At 42.1% G+C, this 21,855-nt stretch carries 20 protein-coding genes, 2 tRNA genes and 2 pseudogenes; 14 read left to right on the top strand and 10 right to left on the bottom strand.

Features of this window, described 5'->3' with window-relative positions:
- Position 1: 1 nt before the first annotated feature.
- The 4 genes from DBK98_RS15905 to DBK98_RS15890 all read right to left on the bottom strand — a co-directional run bounded on the left by DBK98_RS15905 (position 2) and on the right by DBK98_RS15890 (position 7,821).
- Positions 2 to 2,350 carry an ABC transporter permease gene (locus tag DBK98_RS15905; protein ID WP_005806211.1) on the bottom strand — a complete coding sequence of 783 codons (2,349 nt, stop codon included), beginning with the start codon at positions 2,348 to 2,350 and terminating at the stop codon, positions 2 to 4.
- A gap of 148 nt (positions 2,351 to 2,498) precedes the next feature.
- Entirely contained in the window at positions 2,499 to 4,931 is a 2,433-nt protein-coding gene (locus DBK98_RS15900; protein ID WP_032537062.1) for an ABC transporter permease, read from the bottom strand.
- Positions 4,932 to 5,056: 125 nt separating this feature from the next.
- A complete protein-coding gene (locus DBK98_RS15895) occupies positions 5,057 to 6,307 on the bottom strand; it encodes an efflux RND transporter periplasmic adaptor subunit (RefSeq protein WP_033572614.1) in 1,251 nt (416 codons plus the stop codon).
- Positions 6,308 to 6,348: 41 nt separating this feature from the next.
- Positions 6,349 to 7,821, bottom strand: coding sequence for a TolC family protein (locus DBK98_RS15890; RefSeq protein WP_005777816.1), 1,473 nt, complete (start codon positions 7,819 to 7,821; stop codon positions 6,349 to 6,351).
- A gap of 317 nt (positions 7,822 to 8,138) precedes the next feature.
- Between DBK98_RS15890 and DBK98_RS15885 the strand changes: the two genes are divergently transcribed.
- Entirely contained in the window at positions 8,139 to 9,503 is a 1,365-nt protein-coding gene (locus tag DBK98_RS15885; protein ID WP_005806205.1) for a sigma-54 dependent transcriptional regulator, read from the top strand.
- A complete protein-coding gene (locus DBK98_RS15880) occupies positions 9,500 to 10,777 on the top strand; it encodes a PAS domain-containing sensor histidine kinase (protein ID WP_005806203.1) in 1,278 nt (425 codons plus the stop codon). The genes DBK98_RS15885 and DBK98_RS15880 overlap by 4 nt, the downstream gene beginning before the upstream one ends.
- Positions 10,778 to 10,783: 6 nt before the next feature.
- On the opposite strand, the gene DBK98_RS15875 is transcribed toward DBK98_RS15880, so the two are convergent.
- The 3 genes from DBK98_RS15875 to DBK98_RS15865 all read right to left on the bottom strand — a co-directional run bounded on the left by DBK98_RS15875 (position 10,784) and on the right by DBK98_RS15865 (position 12,326).
- Positions 10,784 to 10,957 (bottom strand): hypothetical protein, encoded by a 174-nt coding sequence (locus tag DBK98_RS15875; protein WP_005777810.1) that lies wholly within the window; start codon positions 10,955 to 10,957, stop codon positions 10,784 to 10,786.
- A 68-nt stretch (positions 10,958 to 11,025) separates the two neighbouring features.
- Positions 11,026 to 11,367: a DUF1622 domain-containing protein gene (locus tag DBK98_RS15870; protein WP_005777808.1), complete on the bottom strand. Its 342-nt coding sequence runs from the start codon at positions 11,365 to 11,367 to the stop codon at positions 11,026 to 11,028.
- Between the two features lie 8 nt (positions 11,368 to 11,375).
- Positions 11,376 to 12,326 carry a fimbrillin family protein gene (locus DBK98_RS15865; protein WP_032537061.1) on the bottom strand — a complete coding sequence of 317 codons (951 nt, stop codon included), beginning with the start codon at positions 12,324 to 12,326 and terminating at the stop codon, positions 11,376 to 11,378.
- 184 nt (positions 12,327 to 12,510) lie between these two features.
- Here DBK98_RS15865 and DBK98_RS15860 point away from each other — a divergent pair, with 184 nt between their 5' ends.
- The 4 genes from DBK98_RS15860 to DBK98_RS15845 all read left to right on the top strand — a co-directional run bounded on the left by DBK98_RS15860 (position 12,511) and on the right by DBK98_RS15845 (position 14,383).
- The gene (locus DBK98_RS15860; protein ID WP_005777804.1) at positions 12,511 to 12,729 is read left to right on the top strand and encodes a hypothetical protein; all 219 of its coding nucleotides are present in this window, start codon (positions 12,511 to 12,513) and stop codon (positions 12,727 to 12,729) included.
- A gap of 210 nt (positions 12,730 to 12,939) precedes the next feature.
- A tRNA-Pro gene (locus DBK98_RS15855) sits at positions 12,940 to 13,014 on the top strand.
- A gap of 36 nt (positions 13,015 to 13,050) precedes the next feature.
- Positions 13,051 to 13,125: transfer RNA gene (locus DBK98_RS15850), tRNA-Pro, on the top strand.
- 163 nt (positions 13,126 to 13,288) lie between these two features.
- A complete protein-coding gene (locus tag DBK98_RS15845; RefSeq protein ID WP_239650963.1) occupies positions 13,289 to 14,383 on the top strand; it encodes a site-specific integrase in 1,095 nt (364 codons plus the stop codon).
- A 496-nt stretch (positions 14,384 to 14,879) separates the two neighbouring features.
- Here DBK98_RS15845 and DBK98_RS15840 read toward each other — a convergent pair whose 3' ends face one another.
- Positions 14,880 to 15,053 carry a hypothetical protein gene (locus DBK98_RS15840; RefSeq protein ID WP_005859435.1) on the bottom strand — a complete coding sequence of 58 codons (174 nt, stop codon included), beginning with the start codon at positions 15,051 to 15,053 and terminating at the stop codon, positions 14,880 to 14,882.
- Between DBK98_RS15840 and DBK98_RS23355 the strand changes: the two are divergent.
- Positions 15,051 to 15,242: pseudogene (locus DBK98_RS23355) on the top strand (site-specific integrase); the annotation flags it as partial. The gene DBK98_RS15840 and the pseudogene DBK98_RS23355 overlap by 3 nt on opposite strands.
- A gap of 81 nt (positions 15,243 to 15,323) precedes the next feature.
- The gene (locus DBK98_RS15835; protein WP_050503229.1) at positions 15,324 to 15,941 is read left to right on the top strand and encodes an FAD:protein FMN transferase; all 618 of its coding nucleotides are present in this window, start codon (positions 15,324 to 15,326) and stop codon (positions 15,939 to 15,941) included.
- A gap of 98 nt (positions 15,942 to 16,039) precedes the next feature.
- Here the strand turns inward: DBK98_RS15835 and DBK98_RS23660 are convergent, their stop codons facing one another.
- Positions 16,040 to 16,135 (bottom strand): hypothetical protein, encoded by a 96-nt coding sequence (locus DBK98_RS23660; RefSeq protein WP_369799651.1) that lies wholly within the window; start codon positions 16,133 to 16,135, stop codon positions 16,040 to 16,042.
- 454 nt (positions 16,136 to 16,589) lie between these two features.
- On the opposite strand from DBK98_RS23660, the gene DBK98_RS15825 reads away from it, so the two are divergent.
- A complete protein-coding gene (locus DBK98_RS15825; protein WP_005859437.1) occupies positions 16,590 to 16,895 on the top strand; it encodes a hypothetical protein in 306 nt (101 codons plus the stop codon).
- 190 nt (positions 16,896 to 17,085) lie between these two features.
- A pseudogene (locus DBK98_RS15820) lies at positions 17,086 to 18,539 on the top strand (IS1182 family transposase).
- A 141-nt stretch (positions 18,540 to 18,680) separates the two neighbouring features.
- Here DBK98_RS15820 and DBK98_RS15815 read toward each other — a convergent pair.
- Positions 18,681 to 18,956, bottom strand: coding sequence for a hypothetical protein (locus DBK98_RS15815; protein WP_151881457.1), 276 nt, complete (start codon positions 18,954 to 18,956; stop codon positions 18,681 to 18,683).
- Positions 18,957 to 19,744: 788 nt separating this feature from the next.
- Here DBK98_RS15815 and DBK98_RS23655 point away from each other — a divergent pair.
- From DBK98_RS23655 to DBK98_RS15800, 4 genes are all read left to right on the top strand, one after another.
- Positions 19,745 to 19,954, top strand: a complete 210-nt coding sequence (locus DBK98_RS23655; protein WP_005654431.1) for a hypothetical protein — start codon at positions 19,745 to 19,747, stop codon at positions 19,952 to 19,954.
- A gap of 160 nt (positions 19,955 to 20,114) precedes the next feature.
- Positions 20,115 to 20,567, top strand: coding sequence for a ferritin-like domain-containing protein (locus tag DBK98_RS15810; RefSeq protein ID WP_008777875.1), 453 nt, complete (start codon positions 20,115 to 20,117; stop codon positions 20,565 to 20,567).
- Positions 20,568 to 20,669: 102 nt separating this feature from the next.
- Positions 20,670 to 21,317, top strand: coding sequence for a MarC family protein (locus DBK98_RS15805; protein WP_005851956.1), 648 nt, complete (start codon positions 20,670 to 20,672; stop codon positions 21,315 to 21,317).
- A 50-nt stretch (positions 21,318 to 21,367) separates the two neighbouring features.
- Entirely contained in the window at positions 21,368 to 21,850 is a 483-nt protein-coding gene (locus tag DBK98_RS15800; protein ID WP_005859444.1) for a ferritin, read from the top strand.
- Positions 21,851 to 21,855: the final 5 nt, after the last annotated feature.

Genomic DNA, 21,855 nt, shown 5'->3' with positions numbered 1-21,855 from the left:
TTTATTCTGTTTTTACTACCTCTGCCGGGTTTTGCCGGGCAGCACTCCATACTCTTGAGAAAATACTGATGACAATAACTCCCGCTATGCCTGTAAAGATGGCGACGTACATCCAGGCCGGAATAGTCGTTTGCCGGATGTAACTTTCAATCCATGTTTGCATGATGATGTGGCTGATTGGAAACGCAATGATGGCGGCTATAAACAAAAGAATGAAATACTCTTTAAAGAACATCTGCAAGATGTTCTTTATGGTAGCTCCGTTCACTTTGCGGATAGCTATTTCTTTACGTCGTTGTTCGCATGACAAAGTCACTTGAGAGAAAATGCCAAAAATGGAGATAATGACACAGACCAAAGAAACAATTCCCAATAAGGTCATAAGTGCATCTTCGGAGCGCAGATATTTGTTGTATTCCTCTTCTTCGTTATACAGTCTCATGAAAGAAGACGGGAAATCTTCGTTCTGCATTTTTTGAATTGTGTCCAGACAAGCTTTCCAGCTTCCTTCTTTAAACTTGAATAGGATACTGGCACGTCCCCACAAATATTGCTGCTCTTCGGCACGGACAAAGGCGATAGGTTGCGGAGCAACCGTAGGGGGAAGATGGCTAAAGTCTTTCACAACTCCTATCACATGATAGAATGTTTTCTGTCCGTCGTATTCTGAGTAGAATTTCTTTCCGACGGCACTTTTCCACCCGAATTTTAATGCGGCGGTTTCATTGATGATAACATCATTTGTAATACTCTTATCAGATAACCATTCTCCTTCCGACAAATGCAATCCGTAGTATTTGAAGAAATCTTCGCCCGAAGGCATGATACCGACCGAATATGTTTCATCATTTGTTTTGTTCTGTCCATCCCATCCGTTGATCTCTGTATACATCATTGGCCCTGTGGGAATGATCGGGAAATAGTGTGGCGGCAAAGTTTCCGTAACCATGGGCAAACCGGCAATTTTAGTATTCCATTCATTGATATCACCTCCCTTCATCCAGATGGCAACGTTGGCTAAGTTGTGTCGTTCCATACCCAGATCTGTGTTTTTCAGATAATAAAGTTGTTTCATCATGACAGCTGTGCAGAAAATGAAGCCTAAGCTGATAATTAACTGCATGACCAATCCGGATTTGCGAAATATCCCCCGTTGGGCGGTCTCTTTTTTGTTTTGAATATTATTTTGTAAGGTCCGTTTTCTGAAGTAATACAGAGGGATTTGTGAAATGATAAATGACAGGATAATTACCGCAATGATGTATATCATTGCTTCTGAATATAGTGATGTTGTTTCTGATATTTGTGCCAGTTCTATAAATCGTGATAAACATAACTCTATAAGGACCATTCCTGTTGCAGATCCGGCAATCAATACTAACAGGTATTCGATGGAGAATAGTGCGAACAGTGAATGGTCTGTGGCACCACAAACTTTGCGAAGTCCCATTTCACGGCCACGCATGCGAAGACGACTGATAAAGAGAGTCAGGTAATTGAATAGCGAGCATAGGATGACCAGAGCCCCTGCTATGGCAAAATAACGGATATAATTAAACGAAATAACGATTTCGTCTCTATTTAAGTAATCTGAATAACGGAGTGAGGTAATCGGCGTTATGGTCAATTGGCCCAAACTGCTCTCTTTTTCTTGTTTAGAGAGGTTGATAGCAGATACTCTTTTTTGAAAGCTCTCGATGTCCGTATTGGAACGTATGCGAATAAATATTTGTTCCGTTTCACTTAACCAGTCGGGGCAATGGCGGATGGGTAGCAAGATACTGTATGCCAGATTGGAGTGTTGTGACCAATCGCTGACGACTGCACATATCCGGCAAAGACGCCCTCCCAACTCAACCTCTTTTCCTAAAGGGTCTTCTTCTCCGAACCAACTTTTAGCCAGCGATTCGGTGATGGCTATTTCTTTTCCTCTTTCTTTAAGAAAGTTGACATTTCCTTTTAGGAGACGTATATCGAACATGTTGATAAAGGCAGAGTCTACTTCGACAGTCAGCAGATTCTCACTCCTGTCATTGAACTGAAGTTTCCGTCTTATGGGAGAGATTCCGCAGATGTCTTCTATCTCGGGTAAATTCTTTTTCAGATATTCTATGGCAGGATATGGCAGTGAATTGCTTAGTACACCGGTTGCCGATTTGAGCTGTGCTCTAACCATATAGATATTGTCGGCCTTTCTATGAAAAGTATCGTATGTCATTTCATAGCGTATCCATAAGGTAGCAAGCGTGAAGCAGGTAATTCCTACAGCCAATCCGATAACACTGATGATACTCTGAGTTTTATATTTCTGCAGATTTCGGAATGCGATTTTAAAATAGTGTCGTATCATTTGGTTCTTGTTTATACAAATAGTGTTTCAAGAAGTATGCCAAAGAAGCAACTCGTTGAGACACTATTGTTTATATGCTTATGATGTATAGATACACCGTGTGAATTTGCACGATCATAGTGCGCATGCGCACAAAAATACAAATTTACTACTCTCCTTTCAACACTTTGGCCGGATTGATATTGGCAGCTTTTCGTATTTGCCATATCAGAGTGGCCAGCGAAATGAAGGAAGTCACTATGGCAGCAACAGCAAACAGCCACCAGGATATAGGAGCTTTGTTGGCAAATCCTTCCAGATATTTTGAGATGATATACCAGGACAGAGGTGCTGAGATGACAAATGCCACTCCCAGAATAATCGAGTATTTCTTTAACAGGAGCGGATAGATCTCCTTTAGGGTGGCTCCGTTCACTTTACGTAGTGCAATTTCACGATATCGCTGACGGATGTCGAACATAGATAATCCGAATAACCCCAGGCAAGATATAAGAATGGCAATGACACTGAACAAGGAGTATATCTCGGCAGTTCGCTTATCTTCTTGATACATGGTCGCTATCTCGTCTTCTAAAAAGCTGTATTCAAACTCACCTTCGCCCAGTATTTCATCGTGAAGTTTTTTCAGGAAGGCAATGGCTTCTTGCTTTTTTCCGGGAATGATTTGTGCCATCAGCCGATCTCTATAACTGCCCCGCGGATCTTCGTAAACAATGAAGAGCGGAGGAGTGGTTTTTGATAAGTGACCGATCTTGAAGTCTTTGATCACTCCGATAACCTGATATGGAGGATTCTTCTCCATTTCTTCGGATTTTGAAGAAGACCACCACAATCTTCTTTCGGGTTGAATCAGGGCCGTTTCTATATTATCTATTTCTAAGAGTGATTTGGCCGATTCATTAATGATCATTTTATAATCACTCCATTGATCAACAGAGTCATTCCACAGGCGCCCCTCTTTTAGCTGAAAGCCGAACAGTTCAATATATTTGTTGCTTAGACTGCTATAAATAACTTGCTTGAACTCGTCCCGCTGCACATTCCGCACATTATTATAATTACCGTCCAATTGATTCGGGTTCTCTCCATACTCCCAACGGATAAAGAGCGGAGAATGGTCCATTTCTTCTTTGATGTAAGCCAGATTACTTTTCTCTCTTTGTTTACGTCTCTCCCACTCTTCGTTCGACATATTTAGATCATATGAAGAACGTTCGGCATATAACTGACACTGAATGATGTCCTTGGTAGTATAGTTCAAATCGGCAGCCAACATGAAACGCACTTGCTTTGTGAAAAAGAGAGAAACAATAATAAGCACAAAGGTGATGAGGTACTGAACGAATAAAAATAGCACACGGGATACGATGGAATGTCCTCCTGCATTCACCGAACGGATAGATACGGAAGGCGAAACGTAATTGTATCTGATGAATGGATAAATAGAAGTCAATAATGGCAACAGAATCAATACTCCGACAGAAAGTATGGCACTGAATTCCGTATTGGAGATTTGCGGTATCCGGAGCACATGTTCCATCATACCACCGGTTATTTCGATGATGCACCAGGATATACATAGAGCCATGCCTGTCAGGATAAAATTTTCAGTGAAAATCTGTGCGAATACATCCTTTGTACCGGCACCGTATACCTTTTTAACTCCAAACTCTCTGGCGCGTTTGAGCATCATTACCGTATAGATATTGATGAAATTGAACAAACCGATTATCAACAAAGCAATGGTGACAACAGCAAGTACTAAGATATTATTATAATTGCCTCTTTGGAAATTACTCTTACCGTTATCATAGATACGAATGGTCTTGTCGAAATAGAAATCTTTTAATGGAAAAAATTGCAGGCGAGTCGGTGTGTCCATATAGCACCTTAACTTCATAAACTTTTCGTTCTTGACGTTCAGCTTCTTAAAGTCCGTTCCGGGCATCAGTTGTATCATGCTATAGCTTGAACGTGACCATGAATGTTGCAATTGTTCGGATACAATCAGGTCGAAATCTAAAAAGCTTTTCGTAGGTGGCTCCCCTATTACTCCCGTAATCGTGATGATGTCTCCTGTGCTGTAAGTCATTGTTTTCCCAATCGGATTCTCTCCTTTGAACAGTCTTTCAGCCAATCGCCGGGTGATGATGGCATCATTCGGAGATTTCAGAGAGGAGATACCGGATACAGACGGATATGGCAGTATTTGCAGAAACGCACTGTCTGTCACCACGGTTTTCACATTGTATATCTGTTTGCCGACTGTAATCCTGTCTTCCGAGAAATTAATCCACCGGGTACTTTTCAGAACAGACGGATCTTTCAGCGGATCGATAAAGTTGGGGTCGTTATTTCTATCTTCATTGCTGCTTATTGTCCGCGTTCCATCTTCATACTCGCAATATAGCAGATAGGTGTTTTCAAGGTCTTTGCAGAAATGGTTTACAGTAACCTCTTGATGGATATACCGTAGGATGATAAGTACACAAGCCAGACTCAAGGCGAGGCCCAGTATATTGATAAATGTATATGTTCTGAAACGTGCCAGGGCTTTCCAGGCCAGCTTTATAGTTTTCATGTTTGTAATGGTTTTGAGTTTGATTTCACCACAGAGCACCACAGAGTTTTAGTCTCTTGTTTATAGGATGTTAAAAGAAAACCATCTCTATGCTACTCTGCGGTGAGTTTGATCCATTTTTTATATTACTTCAGTATTAATTCTTCCGCCTCCCCAAAGGTATCATATCCTGTCGTAACGACATAATCTCCGAGCTCTAATCCTCCGGTGATTTCATATTGCTGAGGATTTTGGCGTCCGATGGTGATGGGCGTACGTACTGCCTTTGTTTTTGATGCATTGGTTTTGTAGATCCATTGTCCTCCGGTAGCCTGATAGAAATTACCGCGTGGGATGACAATGGCCTGTTCTGGTTGTCCCAGTTCGATCTGTACACGGAAACTCTTGCCCACACGTACATTATCGGGCATTTCACCGGTGAAAACCAGATCGACATCGAACATGCGGTCTTTCACTTCGGGTACGACTTTAGTAATTCGAAGCGGATACCTCTTGCCCTGATAGTTGACGGTAGCAGGTAGTCCGGTGGTGATGCGGTCAATATAATACTCGCTTAATGAAGTGTGAATCTTGTACTGATCGAGTACCTTGATTTCGGCAATGCTCTCACCTGAACTTACCTGCTGTCCCGGTGTCACTTTGACGAAACTGAGTTGTCCGCCGAGGGGTGCCTTCACTACCAGATTGCCCAGACGCTCTGTGGCTCGCTCATATTTCTTGCGTTCGCGTTCCATATCTGTACGTATCAGATCTTTACGGATGATGGTCACAGCCGAGTCGTGGCGCAGACTTTCACGTTGCAGTTCGGCATTTTTTACCTTATAGTTATATTCGTCTTCCGATACTTCAAGTTGTGCCTTGCTCTTGATACCCATACGAAATTCTTCTTTATCCAGCGCAAAGCTCTTTTTGAGCCGCGCCAGTTCATAATTGGTTTCCAACGTTTGTTGTTTTAGGTTCAGGCTTTTCTGTTCCATTTCGATCTCTTTTTCCTGGTAAGTGATGCGCTGCTTCTCCCAATCGTCCCGTTGGTCCTCGATGCTGCGCAACAAATCCGGATTAGAAAGGGTAAGGATCGTATCTCCCTTTTGTAGCAGGCTTCCTTCCTCAGCGATGATACGCTCTACGCTGCCGGCTTCGCGGGTGTTCACTTTGATAGTGAGAATTGGCTGGATCAGCCCTTCCACATCTACATATTCCATAAATTTACCGTCTTTGACCTCGGCTATCTGTATGTTTTCCGATTCGATGCGGAGCTTGCGCGGACCGACCGACAAAATAATGACGTAAACAAGGAAAGCGGCGAATGCAATGCCTCCGGCTATGTAGAATTTATAGCGGATGTACCAGGGTTTCTTTTCAATTTTAATATCCATATTATTTTTATTTTTTTTCGATTAACGATTTTTGTTTCGGATCAGTCTATCAACAGATCATAATTCTCGGTGAGTGGTGCCTTCCCTTCAAAGTCGAAGAGAGTGAGGCTGCGTAAGGTGTAATACAAACTCCAGTAGTTATAAAGGGCTGTTATATAATTACGGCGTGCCTGGTCTTTCTCTGTGATGGAAGCATTCAGGTCGAGAATGGTCGACTTACCGAGCAGATAGAGCTTGCGTGCCACGTCGCTACGCCGTTGGGCAGTTTCGTCGGTACGTGCGGCTATCCGTACCCGCTGCGCTTGAAGGTTGAATTGTTTCACCAGTTTGCGCACATTTAGTTCGAAGTCGGTTTTGTCCTGTTCCACCTGTGTGTATACAAGATCGCGATTGGAACGTGCCACACGCACCTTGCCTTTGCCGCGTCCCCAGTCGAGAATGGGAAGCGCAATGCCCAAACTGACGTATTGCTGGTCTAAAGGCCGTTTGTATGCACTCCCCAGTTTATCGGCTGTCTGTGTCAATCCGAAACGCAGATAAATATCCGCTTTCAGTCCGGCATTGGCTCGGGCATACGACACATTGCTTTCACTTTCCAGTTTCCGGCGCATCATGTTCTGTATCTCCGGGCTGTTCTCGTTGGCCAGCAACAACGCTTCGTGCAATTCTACACTGAAGTCCGGCACATGGTCATTGACTTTCACTTTTAGTTCTTCATCACTTTGAATGCCCAGATACGAGCGTAGCTCCTGCATGCAGTTGTCCATCTCAATACGGGCATTCATTCGGTTGGTTTCTTCGGTTAGTTTGTTCAGTTCCAGTTGCAACATTTCGTTTTCGGTAATGGTACCGATGTTATAGCGCCCCTGGGCATATTGATAGAGTGTGTCTGCGTTGGCATAATTGATGGTGGCGGTTTCGTAATTGCTTTGTGCGGTGGCAAGGTTAAAGAACTTCTGTGTAGCCCGTGCAGCTACCAATTCGAGTGTTTCTACATACGATTTTTTTGCTTCCCGGTAACGTACCGGTTCAATGCGGCGGTCCCATTTCAAACTGTTGTATCCGAAGAGCGACTGGCGGTAACCTATATTAATAGGTGAAGTCTGCCAAGCCGTTGTATGATCACTGAAGAGATCCATGCGTTGCGCTGCCGTCTCTATGAAAAGTGAACCTCCGGTCCAGGGAATATTCTGAGTCAGGCTTAGGGTGAGGTCTGTGCTGAGCATATTCTGTTCTACGAACTTTACGGTTCCGTCTCCCAGTGTCACTTTGTTGATGGCCCGGTTTAAATTGGGGTCCGAAGTCAGGCTCAAAGCAGGCAAATAGTTTGCTTTATAATATTTGTAATTCCAGTAAGCCGAACGGAAGCTATGGCGTGCCGTTTGTGCGTCCGGCGACTGAAGCTTGGCAAGCTTCACGGTCTCGTCCAAAGAGAGCTCCATCGTGTGTTCCTGTGCGGCGACCAATGAGATGCAACTGCATCCGGCAATAATAAATATCGTTTTCAGATTCATTGTGTATTTACTTTTTATATAAATCATTCAAAAGGTATGCCATGAATGTAAGTTGCTTTTTAATAGCATTTTATATGTGCGCGCTTCTTTGTCTTCATGTGCATATACGCACAAAAATAGTGCGAATTAGCACACACAACGCATGAATATAATCTGTATCTTTGCCCTCAGCCTAAAGGTAAGCAGTTGTATCCGGCTTACATTGGCATCATTGCATAGTGAGATAAGATGTACGAGATGTATAACCGGGATATGACGAGCTGTACAACTGGTATATCTCATCTTTTAAAGGAACATAAATTAGCTCGTAATATAATATGGAACAGCTTGGAAAGATATTAATTGTAGATGATAATGAAGATGTATTGTTTGCCCTCAATCTTTTGCTCGAACCTTATACCGAAAAGATTAAAGTGGCTACTACCCCCGATCGCATTGAATATTTTATGGCTACTTTCGGCCCGGACATCATCCTGCTCGATATGAATTTTAGCCGTGACGCCATCAGTGGGCAGGAAGGATTTGAGAGCCTGCAACAGATTCTGAAGATTGACCCGCAGGCAATCGTGATTTTTATGACGGCATATGCCGATACGGACAAAGCTGTACGGGCCATCAAGGCTGGTGCAACAGATTTTATTCCCAAGCCATGGGAGAAAGAGAAACTTCTGGCAACCTTGTCTTCGGGTATGAAACTCCGACAGTCACGTCACGAAGTGAATATGCTGAAGGAACAGGTGGAAGTATTGAGCGGACAGGGAGGATCAGAGAACGAGATCATCGGTGAGTCGGCAGCCATGCAAGAAGTGTTTGCTACCATTAATAAATTGAGTGAAACGGATGCGAATATCCTGATCTTGGGCGAGAATGGTACCGGAAAGGATGTGATTGCCCGTTTGCTCTATCGTTGTTCTCCCCGTTACGGAAAGCCCTTTGTGACAATTGATCTGGGCAGCATCCCCGAACAATTGTTTGAAAGTGAATTGTTTGGTTATGAGAAGGGTGCTTTCACCGATGCCCGGAAGGCGAAAGCCGGGCGGATGGAAGTGGCTACGGGCGGAACTTTGTTTCTGGATGAAATAGGTAATCTTTCACTTCCAATGCAATCGAAGTTACTGACTGCGATTGAGAAGAGGCAAATCAGTCGGTTGGGTTCCACTCAGTCGGTGCCTATCGATGTACGTCTGGTATGTGCAACCAATGCGGATATCCGGGCAATGGTGGATGAAGGAAACTTCCGTCAGGACTTACTTTACCGCATCAATACGATAGAAATCCATATTCCTCCCCTGCGTGAACGTGGTAATGACGTCATCTTACTGGCCGAATTCTTTCTGGAACGTTATGCCCGCAAGTATAAAAAGGATATGCATGGGCTGACGCGTGAGGCGAAGAATAAATTGTTGAAATATAACTGGCCCGGCAATGTGCGCGAGTTGCAACACACCATAGAGCGTGCTGTGATTCTGGGCGACGGCTCTCTGCTGAAGCCGGAGAATTTCCTTTTCCACTCTTCTGTACGGCAGAAAAAAGAAGAGGAAGTACTCAATCTGGAACTGTTGGAACGGCAAGCCGTAGAAAAAGCCATGCGTCTGAGCGAAGGCAATATCACCCGGGCAGCCGAATATCTGGGAATCACCCGTTTTGCTCTTTATCGTAAACTCGAAAAACTCGGCTTATGAAACGCTATTCTATCAGTGTAGTGCTGCACATCCTTTTGTTGGTAGTACTCTCCATCGGAGGATATCTGCTCTTCCATTACGAATTGTGGTTTAGCACTTTGATTGTGATACTTTTGCTGATTGCCACAGGAGTGCACCTCTATTCCATTCAGATGAGATTGGCAGGCATGATGCGGCGACTGACGGATAGCATCCGCTTCAATGATATGACGCAAAGTTTTCAGCCGCCGTTTAAAAGCAGGATGATGATTGAACTGGCGGATGAACTCTCGCAAACGCTGAAATTGTTCCGAGGCAGACTGCTTGAGGAAGAAGTAAAGCATCAATATTATGAGAATTTGTTAAGTAAGGTAGATACGGCTGTGATGGTGACCGATCGCTCAGGCCGGGTAGAATGGATGAATCATGCGGCTGTGGCTTTGGTCGGGCAAGAAACCCAATTGCCTCAGGAGTGGCTTACCGCTTCCTGGAACGAGACGCAAGTAGTACGTATCCGGCAGCAAGGAACTTCTGTCGAAATGGCTGTGTCCTGCACCCTGTTTGCTGCACAAAACAAGGAAAGGTTACTGGTCAGTCTGAAAAATATCCATTCGGTATTGGAACGTAACGAGATGGAGGCCTGGCAAAAATTGATACGGGTATTGACTCATGAGATTATGAACTCTATTACTCCTATTATTTCTCTGTCTGAAACATTGAGTGAACGTGGAATACCCGAACGGCTTAGCGAGAAAGAATACGGTGTCATGTTGCAGGCTATGCAGACCATTCATCGGAGAAGCAAGGGACTGCTCGGGTTTGTGGAAAATTATCGTCGGCTGACCCGTATCCCTACTCCTGTCTGTGCATTGGTGATGGTAGACGAACTCTTTTCTGATCTGAGGAAACTATTTCCGGATGCGTTTATCCATTTTGCGGCTACACATAGAGGTGCTACTCTCTACATTGATCGTGCACAGATAGAACAGGTATTGATTAATCTGATTAAAAACGCGAAAGAAGCCTGTGGACAAAGTACTGCTCCGCAGATTGAAGTGGAATTGGAACAAATACCCGGAAAAGTCTGCAGTTTGACGGTCCGTGATAACGGTGAGGGCATTCTTCCGGAAGTGATGGATAAAATATTCGTTCCGTTTTTTACGACGAAACCTTCGGGGTCCGGCATCGGACTCAGTTTGTGTAAACAGATTATGAATCTGCATGGGGGCACTATCACTGTTTCCTCAGAGATAAGTAAAGGCAGCTGTTTTACACTGATGTTTCCGGGAAGATAGGGGCTGTTAACCCCTATCCAATCCGCTCATGTCCGGATTGAGTTCTTTTACTGCATCGCGCACTTCTTTTTTGGTGGCTTCGCTGTAAGTTCCGGTTTGCTGTACGGGTACTTTGTCTTTAAGTACCTTTTCAGCCTTCTTCTGTTCTTCCGATGAAGTTTTCTCTTTTTCAGTATTCATAAATCCGATCTCCTTTATTTAGTTAATAATAATGTAAACACCCCCACAGATGGATGGTTCATTACATTTTAGTTATTTTCTGTTTCTAATTCTTTGATTTCTTTGTTCAGGAATACCGATAATATGGTTCTTACGACAACGATACCGCCTAAAATAATCAGTTCGTTCATTGTAGGCTCCAATACAGTTTTCAGGATGTCCGAAGCAATCAGAAATTCTAACCCCAATAATAAATAGGTTCCGAATACGGCTCTCAACTTCCGTATATTAGTTGGGGTATAGGTGCCGGTTATCCTCTTCAGTTCATTGAGGATAAAAGAGAGGATAGCAATCAGCGCCCCATAAGTGACAATCAGCAAGCTGATGACACTGATAATAGTAGCCAATAGACTTAAAAATTGTGTAAGCATAAAAGTTGTTATTTTTGTGATGGATAAAGCGGGTTACCTGTCTCGTCTACTTCCGTCCAATCCTTTACGCTGACGGAAGGAATAGAAACGGAACTGCCATTGATCACCGCACTGAATAAGTAAGAATCTCCGGCTTTCAGCTCTCCGCTTGGGACAGGGATCTGAACGCTATAAGTTTTCGAATTGTTGTTTCCATCTGTTTCCACTTCAAGCGTAAGTGTCATCGGATCATTGGTCTGCAGTGGAAGCATGATATATTGCGCCAGAAATCCATTAATGCCCATTTTATCGGGTTTGTCATATGATGTTGCGGGAGGAATAACTCCGGTGGAGAGTGTCATGCTCGCTCCTGGAACCGGCGGAGTGATAGTAGCTGATAGTAGCCTGCTTAATTGAATACCATCTCCGGCAGAGACTTCAACGACAACTTGTGTACAGGCATGCTGGAATACAATGGGAATATTGATCTGTGCACTGCTTACATCCTGGTCGGTACTACCCCACCAAAGATAATCGATGCCATTGAATAAAGGTTCTGACTCTTGTCCGGTAAAAGAAGGCGGTATGGTTGAGAAGTTGTCGGATACGGCGTAAAAATTATAGATGCCGTTCGCAAGATACATTTTATACCCGTCTTTTCCGGATAATACCCCCGGAGAGGAAGTGATGTACAACCCTTCGGCAAACAGAGTTTCCTGACTGGTGGTACTCTGTGCCTTTTGATAGGCGTACAAAGTGCTTTTGATTCCTTTTTTCATAGGAGACATGGCACGGGTCAGGTTTCGGCTTTCGACAGAAGCATTGAAAGTGACGAGTGTCGTCTCCTTTTGTGGAGTTTCGGGAAGGTTATCTTCTCCGTTGCCATAAATAATGGTGGTATTTTTGGCACAACTGCCCATAAACAAAGCAATACCGGCGAAAGCAATGAAATACATAGGTTTAGGAATTCTAAGTCTCATGATATTTGTTTTTATAGTGATGTTTCTGTATTATACGTTTGAAACGGGATTTAGTTCACAGCTTTCGGAAATATTGCCGGAAAGTACCGTTTAAAATCTATCTAATAGTATCAAACTTCATTAACAGAGAGAACTTTTTCTATGTTTTATTGTCATTATAGCATAACAATAAAACGTAGAACATATGGCTAAAGTAATTAATAGGGATGTACCTATCGCAGAAGAAAATACCACCCTGACCGGTCAGCCGGCATCGAACATGTATGATGACTGGAGTGAAGAGATGGTGGATCGTGCAGACAATGTGTATGATGATACCAAAAAGAAGCCTGCCCAAAGCAAAAAGATAAGAGAAAAGAAGATCAAGGAAATAGATGAAGTGATCAAAGAGGATCTTGAATAACTTGTCTCTGTCGTGTGTTTAGCATAAAAGTCCTGATTCTGACGGAATCGGGACTTTTTAGGTTAATAGCTTCTATTTTTCTTATATATCCAAATATGTGACTGATAGGATGTTAAAAAATAAATATGAAAAAATACTTCTTTCACTATTGCATATTTAAAAATAGTCCCTATCTTTGCACCGCTTTTGAAAGGAACTTCCCTGTAAGAACGGGGTGTAGCGCAGTCCGGTTAGCGCACCTGCTTTGGGAGCAGGGGGTCGTGGGTTCGAATCCCGCTACCCCGACAAAAAAAAGGAAGTTCTCTTTTTTTACAAGTGTTTCGGGGTGTAGCGCAGTCCGGTTAGCGCACCAGCTTTGGGAGCTGGGGGTCGTGGGTTCGAATCCCGCTACCCCGACAAAGAAAAATGCTGATATTTAAGTTTTAGAACTTGATTATTGGCATTTTTTTTTCTGCTAATAGTCATTAAAAAAAAAGAGTTTAATTGCATTATTTGGATGAATTTTGGGCATTTCGGATGCCGAATCATGCAAAAATCATGCAAATCTTGAGTATTTATTATGGCTTCTATTAAATTGTATTTCGACAAACGTGTGAATAGGAAAGATGGAAAGTTTCCTCTTAAAATTAATGTCACACACAAAAGGCAGCAGGCCTTAATCAATCTTGGTGTTTTATTATCTCCAGATCAGTGGGATTCCACAAAAGGAAAGGTGATCAATGGTCCTAACAAGTCATTCCTTAATGGCTATATCTCCCAGCGAGTGCATTGTGCTGAAACGGAATTATTGAATTTAAGGATTGCCGGAAAGTTGGACTTAATGACAGGAAAACAGTTCAAGGAGCATCTTCAACGAATATTATTGAGGGGAAAATTAGAGGAGAAACAGGAAGAAACTGGATGTTCTTTTGTGCAGTATTATACAAGGTTTGTGGAAGGAAAGAAAAATCCCCAAACGAAGGCAGTCTACCAATATACACTTGATCGCATATGTCGTTTTGTGGATGTACCAGATAAGTTTAGATTTGAAGATGTGACCTATGCTTGGCTAAAGAGTTTTGAGATTCATCTTTCAGAGACCTCTAAAGTTAACTCGATTAGTATTCACATGAGAAATATCCGAGCTGTATTTAATGATGCTCTTAATACTGAAACTATTTCATGTTATCCATTTAGGAGATTTAAAATAAAACAAGAGGCAACTGCAAAAAGGGCATTGACTCCAGAGGAACTTGTGACTCTAAGAGATTATCCTTGCGAAGAGCATCAGAAGCAATATGTTGATATTTTTATGTTAATTTTCTATCTTGTAGGCATAAATACTGTTGATTTATGTCGTTTGGAGAAAATTAGAAACGGCAGAATTGAATATCGAAGGGCTAAGACTAAGAAAATATACAATATAAAAGTAGAACCCGAAGCAGCCGAGATAATCGAACGATACAAAGGAAGTAAGTATTTGCTTAATATTCTTGAGCGTTACAAGAATTATAAAGATTACGCTCACAGACTTAATGAAAACCTCCAAGAGATCGGAAGTGTTGAACTAGTAGAAAAGGTGATTAATGGTAAAAGAAGACGAGTAAAAAAACGCTTTCCCTTATTTCCAGAGCTAACGGTTTACACCGCGAAACACAATGCTTTTGCTATCTAACTGAAAATTAAATAGTTCTCTTGTTATTTTTATTTAATAGGTAACTATTTAGAAACGAGCGAAATTCAGCGGCTTGTTTCATCTTGCATACATTCAAAGGACGTTTTTGTTATGCAAAAATAAGGTTTTCAAGTGAGAAAAACAAAATATCCTTAGGCTTTATCTCCTAAAAACTACCAGTAATGGGGGGCTGGAAAACAATCCTCCTTTTGAAGATATTTCTCTTCTTTTATGTACATATCCGCGTATGCTTTGCGGAACAAATGTCTTTTTCTATTATTAATATTCATCATTTCCTTTTTTACCAAACGCATCTTACTATCAGGTCTGTCCTTTTTTCTATAGTTGTGTCCCTGGCATAAGACTGTCCTGCCGGGTTACGGGTATGGAAGTGTTCCTCTTCCCCTTTGTCTGGCGGTTGCATCTCAAAGGTTCATCCCGGGCAAGGCAGCCGGTAACACAAGCAGGGCGGTCCGTCGGAGTCCACGTAATAATTTCACATTTTCTGTGTTTCTTTCTGTAAGGCTTCCTTCAGCGTCTGCTTGTCCAGTGTTTTCTGTTTCGACATGAGCAGCTGCAGGGCGCAACGGCGCACCACGTTGGTTATGGAAGGAAAGGTAAAAATAATAAAAGAATTGATTCGCTTCAATAAAAATCCAGTTTTTTTCATATCGGACATTATACCTTTGTTGTTTCGGGTATATTAAAAGGCGTGCCATAAGAAACTTTACAAAAGTATTAGGACACAAAATCAATCTTTTCTATGCAGATATATGCTGAACTGATTAACCCAAAGGTCGGAGAAGATACGGACAAAATTTTCGATAAGATTAGTTTCATATATCGCTTAGCTAATTAGAAATGTATTCTACATAGAGATACACTTGGCACAAAAAACATCGTAAGATATATAACTTGATGCAATCCTTTCCGCACAGCCATGCAAGCGTCGGAACAAACAGGCGGGATATTTGACGTAACTTGTGCACCGCTTATCAACCTGTGGGGATTTGGCTTTACAAAGTTTGACAGCATCACTCCGCAACTCGTAGACAGTATCCGCCACTTTGTAGGCTTCCGAAAAGTGCATTTACAGGGCAACCGTGTGATGAAAGACGATCCCCGCATCCTGCTCAATTTCTCGGTGCTCGGCGGCGGTACTATCTGTAACATAATCGCGTGTTTGTTCGACCGCAAAGGCATATCGAACTATATGATAGACATCGGCGGCGAAATGATAGCGAAAGGAAAGAACCCGCAAGGGTGGAATTGGTGCATTGGCATTGTCAGACCGAAGGATGACAGTACCGGAACAAACTCCGAGCTTGAACAAATTGTGCAACTGTCGGAACGGCTGGGACTCGCAACTTCCGGCAACTACCGTAATTTCTATCTGAAAGATGGAAGGAAATACGCTCATGCCATCAATCCGATAACAGGATATCCGGTTCAAAAGGATATATTGAGTGCTACAATTATTGCCCATCAGTGCATGCTTGCTGATGCCTATGCAACGGCCTTTATGACGTTGGGGAGCCGCAAAGCCCGTCAGTTGTAGAAAGAGCATCCGGAAATTGACAATTTCATTATCTATACGGACAGTTGCGGAAACTACCGGACAGAGTACTCGCCGCGAATGAAAAGGTATCTGGCAGATTAATGTTTTCTATATTCCTGCGGAGTAGAGCCGGTGAACCGTTTAAAGAATTGGGTGAAGAACGCCGTATTTTCAAATCCCAGCGAATGGGCCATCTCCTTTACGAACATATACGCAATTACTTCGGCGTGAAAGTGACAAAGGGAGTCGCTTTCCAGTTTATGGTGAACAACCTGTTGAGCAAGGAGTGCGGCTATCGTTCGATAACATTCATGGTGAAATTGGATATTACTTTTTAACAGTAGAAGGATAATAACCAGGAGCCGTAATGGAGAGATTACTTTCGTTACGACTCCTTTCGCATGCCGTCTGCATGATTTTAACGTCTCAACTCTCTTATTCACAGTCGTTAGACCATGTGTAGCCATGTGTATCGCATTCCACATCATTGTAGAAAAAATGCCCATCAGACATTTGCATTATGCAATATGAATAATTCATAAGGGTCTGTTTTACAGCAATATGATAAATATCCATTTATTTGGCACGGTGATTGTCTATTCTTTAGCGTAAGACGATAAGATGTTTAACAATTTAATAATTAGCATTATGAAAAAGGTATTGTTTGCAGTAGCACTGGTAATGGGATTAGGTAGTTCAGTAGCATTCGCTAACAACATGGCATCAGATGTTGAAATCGTTGCAATGGTGAACGAGTTTAAACCGATTGATATAAAGGAACTCCCGCAGGCAGTTCAGGACGCCATCAAGAAAGACTATGCTGAATCCACCATTAAGGAAGCAGCCGTAGAAGTGGCAGAAGATGGCGTAAAGACTTATAAAGTAACTTTGGTTGATGCCGTCGGAACCGAAAGCGTTGTGTTTTTCAACGAAAAAGGTGAAATGCTGAAATAATTCTGAATGGTTATTTAGGATAACAGTTACATTTGCACATAAAATAAACAAGGCTGTCTCAAATAAACTTTGGGATGGCCTTTTTTGTGTCTGCAAAAAATCGGGTAAGCCCTAACTTCGCTCAGCCAGAACTTGCCCATCTCCCTAATTTTTTGTATCTTAGGGCATCAAGTAAGATATCCCAAAGATAATGTTTAAAAGTTACACATCCAACGATAATCTGCTTTTACCTCCATGTTTAGGCGATTTTATTCCCCGGAACGATCCGGTCCGGGTTGTTCACCGCATCATTGAACAGATAAACCTTGAAGCACTTTACCGTAAGTATTCCCCTAAAGGCTGTTCTGCGTACCACCCACGCATGATGCTTCAGATTCTTGTCTATGCATTTGCGTAATATCTATTCCAGCCGTCGCATAGAAGAGTTCTGTCGTAATGACATACGCTTCATGTGGCTTACCGGCAATGTAACTCCTGACCATAATACCATCAACCGTTTCCGCAGCAGCCGGCTAAAGGATGTGCTGAAGACGATATTTGCAACCATTGTAAAGTTTCTCGTGGCGGAAGGTTTTGTAAGTCTGGATGTGGCCTGTACTGACGGGACGAAGATGGAGGTGAACGCCAACCGTTATACGTTCGTCTGGGGGGCAAATCTATACATACCCGCATATCCAGAATCGCGGAACAGCTTGAGGAGATATGGCAATACGCCGAGTCCCTCACCAAGCAGGAACTGCGTGATTCCGCTCCGGTTGCCTATCAGGATATCACCCCGGAGAAAGTGGAAAAGGCACTCGGGCAGATAGATGATGCCCTGAATGGAGTGGATGCTGACAAGAAGATGAAAGCGAAGGTAAGACGTGTAAGGAAGTCATGGCCTGAACAGCTCAAGAAATATGAATCGCAGGGAAAGATACTTGACGGACGTAACAGCTACTCAAAGACAGACAATGATGCTACTTTCATGCGCATGAAAGATGACCATATGAAGAACAGACAACTCAAACCCGGATACAATCCCCAGTTCAGTACCAATAAACAGTTCATTCTGAACTATACCATCCATCAGTGTTGGGCGATACCTCCACCTATCCTCTGCATATGGATGATTTCCATTCCCTCTACGGCAGATACCCTGACGTGTCTGTCTGTGATGCCGGATACGGAAGTGAAGAGAACTATCTGTATGCTTTCAGACATGGCATTGAAACCTTTATAAAGTACAATTATTTTCATAACGAAGAAACCGACGGCATGTATTGTCCTACGGGACAGAGAATGGAAAGACTCTCCGATGCAAGGCGGGTAACAAACAACGGTTTTGTGCAGACCATATCAAGATACAAGGCACGTAACTATAAGGGCTGCCCGTTAAGATGCCGGTGCTACAGAAGCCGCTCGGAAAGGATTGTACAGGTAAATCACCGTCTGAGGAAAATCAAGGAAAGAGAACGTGAAAAGCTACTCTCTGATGAAGGTCTGAAATATCGCAGTCAGCGACCACAGGATGTGGAAGCCGTATTTGGAAACCTCAAGAACAACAAGCACTTCAAGAGGTTCCATCTTCGTGGATTTAAGAAGGTTGAAATTGAGTTCGCCCTGCTAGCCATAGCATATAATCTTGCAAAAGTAGCCTCTTAGGAGGCTTATGGCAACGAAAAAGCAGTTTGAAAGGATGAAATCTTCAAAAGTAAGTTTGTAAACACCTCTTTTGAGACAGCCTCTCCTTTTTTAGTAAATTTGTATCTGTCTAATTTTTAAGCCCCTATATCCATACTCAATCTAACCAAACATCGCATGAAGTGGTACTGCTTCATCCAAATGCAACTGATAGGCACGTTCGTACATTATTTTGTGCTTGATTGTATCGTTATATCCATTGCAGCCATTATCTGTAGTCCATTTGTATCCATGACCCATTACAGACAGGCGTTGTTCAGTATGACTTATTTTTCCTCCCTGGTGTTTTTTATGGAGTATGCATTGTGCATTTTGCGGCACCGGCCAAATATCCGGATAGAGGCATAAACCGTGCACGATGGAAATATATTTTTTCATTCTACGGTTTGTGGACTCCGTGACCATTTTCCCTTATATGTTAACCTATATGTATTGGGATACGAATATTGTCCATGCCATTATCCTCCTTTACATTTTTATTATTGTCAAATAGATAAGATACTCACGGAAGAGTGGGTTATGGCCTATACTGCCTGCGGCATCATGGTCTGTTTTTCTGCTTGTACTATATAGAGCTTAATGTACAGCTTGAGGATTTCAAAAAAATTGTGACGGGCTTTGGCAGGCAGTAATTCTAAGACTTTTAATGAAGAAAAATTAAGCCACCCCTTAAAAAAGGAGATATTTCCTTTGAAAGAATTCATTTCTTTTATTACATTTGTATTAGTCTTTTAAAAATAGAAGATTTATAGTAAAGCGTTAAGGCATTATCCAAGTTCAGGAAATCCCCAATTTCGAAACAACAATTGGATAATACATTGGACGCTCCACGTACTATTTATATAGATTTTTGTTATATATAGGCGTGGGGCTTTGTGTATTATATGTTGTTGAGTATGGGGATACTTCTGAACGGTAATACCAAAGTTCCCACGCTTAACTTTATATAAACACAACTCCAGGGAACAGGGTTGGCTTATTATAAACATTATGAAAGCAACTTGTTTTAAAAGCGAGACAACTGTCTCCAACGACTTCCCCCCCTTCGTTTGTTACTGTCTTTTGTGGAATATTCTATCCTTTCATTTCCATCCTGTCTCTTTCGGGACATACCGTTCATTATCATACAAATTACATGCCAAGACACTTTTCTGCCTTCTCCTTCTATGGTACTAGATAATAGTAACTCCCCCTGTCACACAGAGGAAGAACTTTGGTTGCAGGTACTTTCTCTATCAAGAGAGTTGCAGGACTGTAAAGCTAGTCTGCACCATAATACTTTGGACTGTATTTCCGATAAGATTGAAGGAATAGAAAGAGAACTGGATATCTTATTGGATATTCTGCAAGGAAGACAAGACAAAAAGACACCATAGCACTATTTTTTGTGACAATTTGTCTATGCGGATAAGTATCCTATTATTTAAGCCTCGTTTAAGAATTCCGTTTTATGGGTTACCCACAATCGAATGGAATTTTTATATACAGGGAATAACACATAATATTAGTAATGGATTTTCAATATTCAGAGTGATAATGGATAAACGAATAGAAAACGCCATGAATGAGTTGATCAATACAGAAATATGGTCAACCGGTTTATACCTGTCATTGCAGGTCTATTTTGAAGATGAACGGCTTCCAATACTTAGCTCCTGGCTAAACTCCCAAGCACAGGACAATATGAACAAGGTTTATCAGATGATGAATCGGATATGCCATGATGGAGGATGTGTTGCAATCAATGAAATGAAACGGGATACACATGAATGGACAACGCCATTGAATGCCCTGAATGAATTGCTTGAACACGAGCAGTACATATCATGTCAGGTAAACACATTTCTCATATTATGCCGGAATGTGAACATGTCCTTCCATTCTTTCATCAGCGGGCTGTATGCAGACCGTATATATGTAAGTACGGTATTTATGGAATTATTACGTATCCTCGCCAAGGAAAACGAACGGAGACTACCTTATTTTTGACGGTATGGATTTAAGATTGATATTCTGCAAAATTTAATATTGCAGAATGCTATCTGGTATGTTTTTTGCGATATAATAATCGACAATAAAATATATGTCATCATGGATATATTTGTATATATAACATTGTGTTTCACTTCGCTATTCACCTTGATGGACCCGCTTGGAGTGATGCCGGTATTCCTGCAAATGACTGATGGAATGGATACGAAAGAACGCAGATGTATCGCCTTGAAAGCATGTACCATTGCATTTATCATATTAGTCCTTTTTACATTATCGGGCAGGTTCCTGTTTCATTTTTTCGGCATCTCAACAGACGGATTCCGGATTGTGGGAGGTATCATCATCTTTAAAATCGGATATGATATGTTGCAGGCACATTTCACCCATGTGAAACTGAATGAAACTGAACGAAAAGAATATTCCAAAGATATAACCATCACACCTCTTGCCATTCCGATGTTATGCGGTCCGGGAGCGATTTCCAGTGGAATAACATTGATGGAAGATGCTTCGGAATATACTTTCAAAATAGTATTGCTTGGCGTAATCGCTTTGGTCTGCATTCTTTCATTCTTTATTCTGTGCGCGTCCACCCAGCTTTTAAAAATCTTGGGAGAGACGGGAAACAATGTAATGATGAGACTGATGGGACTTATTCTGATGGTGATCGCCGTGGAATGTTTTATCAGCGGGATACGTCCGGTATTAATTGAAATTTTGAAACAAGCCCATGCTTGTTCTTAAAGAAGAGAGATAATTTGGATTTATTATTAACATTAAAAGTTTGATTCGTCATGACTGAAAAATTGCAAAATGCCCTGAATGAGCAAATCACAGCAGAATTATGGTCTGCCAACCTGTATTTATCGATGTCTTTTTATCTGGAAAGAGAGGGCTTTTCCGGAATGGCTCGCTGGATGCAGAAACAATCTGCAGAAGAGATCGGGCATGCATATGCCATTGCTGAGTACATGATTAAGCGTGAGGCAACCCCGAAAGTGGACAAGGTCGATGTGGTTCCACAAGGTTGGGGTAACCCTGTTGAAGTATTCGAACATGCTTTGGAGCATGAAAAACATGTTTCCAAACTGATTGATGAATTGGTACAGGTAGCATCCGAAGAGAAAGACAATGCCACTCAGAACTTCTTGTGGCAATTTGTTCGTGAGCAGGTAGAAGAAGAAGCGAATGTACTCAATATTGTTAGTCGGCTAAGGAAAGCCGGAGACAGTGCTATCCTTTTTATGGATGCAAAACTGGGTGAACGGGAGTCATAAACCAG

Origin of the sequence: Bacteroides sp. PHL 2737, from assembly GCF_004115325.2 — a bacterium.
In the GTDB taxonomy this organism is placed as follows: Bacteria; Bacteroidota; Bacteroidia; order Bacteroidales; family Bacteroidaceae; genus Bacteroides; species Bacteroides hominis.
This window is presented reverse-complemented; position numbering and strand designations above follow the sequence as displayed.

Bases quoted from the DNA above. Each gene is read 5' to 3' on its own strand.
- DBK98_RS15875 (WP_005777810.1), bottom strand. From the start codon at position 10,957: ATGAATACTGAAAAAGAGAAAACTTCATCGGAAGAACAGAAGAAGGCT.
- DBK98_RS15885 (WP_005806205.1), top strand. From the start codon at position 8,139: ATGGAACAGCTTGGAAAGATATTAATTGTAGATGATAATGAAGATGTA.
- DBK98_RS15840 (WP_005859435.1), bottom strand. From the start codon at position 15,053: ATGAAAAAAACTGGATTTTTATTGAAGCGAATCAATTCTTTTATTATT.
- DBK98_RS15895 (WP_033572614.1), bottom strand. From the start codon at position 6,307: ATGGATATTAAAATTGAAAAGAAACCCTGGTACATCCGCTATAAATTC.
- DBK98_RS15825 (WP_005859437.1), top strand. From the start codon at position 16,590: ATGAAAAAGGTATTGTTTGCAGTAGCACTGGTAATGGGATTAGGTAGT.
- DBK98_RS15835 (WP_050503229.1), top strand. From the start codon at position 15,324: ATGCAAGCGTCGGAACAAACAGGCGGGATATTTGACGTAACTTGTGCA.
- DBK98_RS15810 (WP_008777875.1), top strand. From the start codon at position 20,115: ATGGATAAACGAATAGAAAACGCCATGAATGAGTTGATCAATACAGAA.
- DBK98_RS15815 (WP_151881457.1), bottom strand. From the start codon at position 18,956: ATGAAAAAATATATTTCCATCGTGCACGGTTTATGCCTCTATCCGGAT.
- DBK98_RS15880 (WP_005806203.1), top strand. From the start codon at position 9,500: ATGAAACGCTATTCTATCAGTGTAGTGCTGCACATCCTTTTGTTGGTA.
- DBK98_RS15800 (WP_005859444.1), top strand. From the start codon at position 21,368: ATGACTGAAAAATTGCAAAATGCCCTGAATGAGCAAATCACAGCAGAA.
- DBK98_RS15870 (WP_005777808.1), bottom strand. From the start codon at position 11,367: ATGCTTACACAATTTTTAAGTCTATTGGCTACTATTATCAGTGTCATC.
- DBK98_RS15900 (WP_032537062.1), bottom strand. From the start codon at position 4,931: ATGAAAACTATAAAGCTGGCCTGGAAAGCCCTGGCACGTTTCAGAACA.
- DBK98_RS15890 (WP_005777816.1), bottom strand. From the start codon at position 7,821: ATGAATCTGAAAACGATATTTATTATTGCCGGATGCAGTTGCATCTCA.
- DBK98_RS23655 (WP_005654431.1), top strand. From the start codon at position 19,745: ATGGTACTAGATAATAGTAACTCCCCCTGTCACACAGAGGAAGAACTT.
- DBK98_RS15805 (WP_005851956.1), top strand. From the start codon at position 20,670: ATGGATATATTTGTATATATAACATTGTGTTTCACTTCGCTATTCACC.
- DBK98_RS15865 (WP_032537061.1), bottom strand. From the start codon at position 12,326: ATGAGACTTAGAATTCCTAAACCTATGTATTTCATTGCTTTCGCCGGT.
- DBK98_RS15860 (WP_005777804.1), top strand. From the start codon at position 12,511: ATGGCTAAAGTAATTAATAGGGATGTACCTATCGCAGAAGAAAATACC.
- DBK98_RS23660 (WP_369799651.1), bottom strand. From the start codon at position 16,135: ATGGCCCATTCGCTGGGATTTGAAAATACGGCGTTCTTCACCCAATTC.
- DBK98_RS15905 (WP_005806211.1), bottom strand. From the start codon at position 2,350: ATGATACGACACTATTTTAAAATCGCATTCCGAAATCTGCAGAAATAT.
- DBK98_RS15845 (WP_239650963.1), top strand. From the start codon at position 13,289: ATGGCTTCTATTAAATTGTATTTCGACAAACGTGTGAATAGGAAAGAT.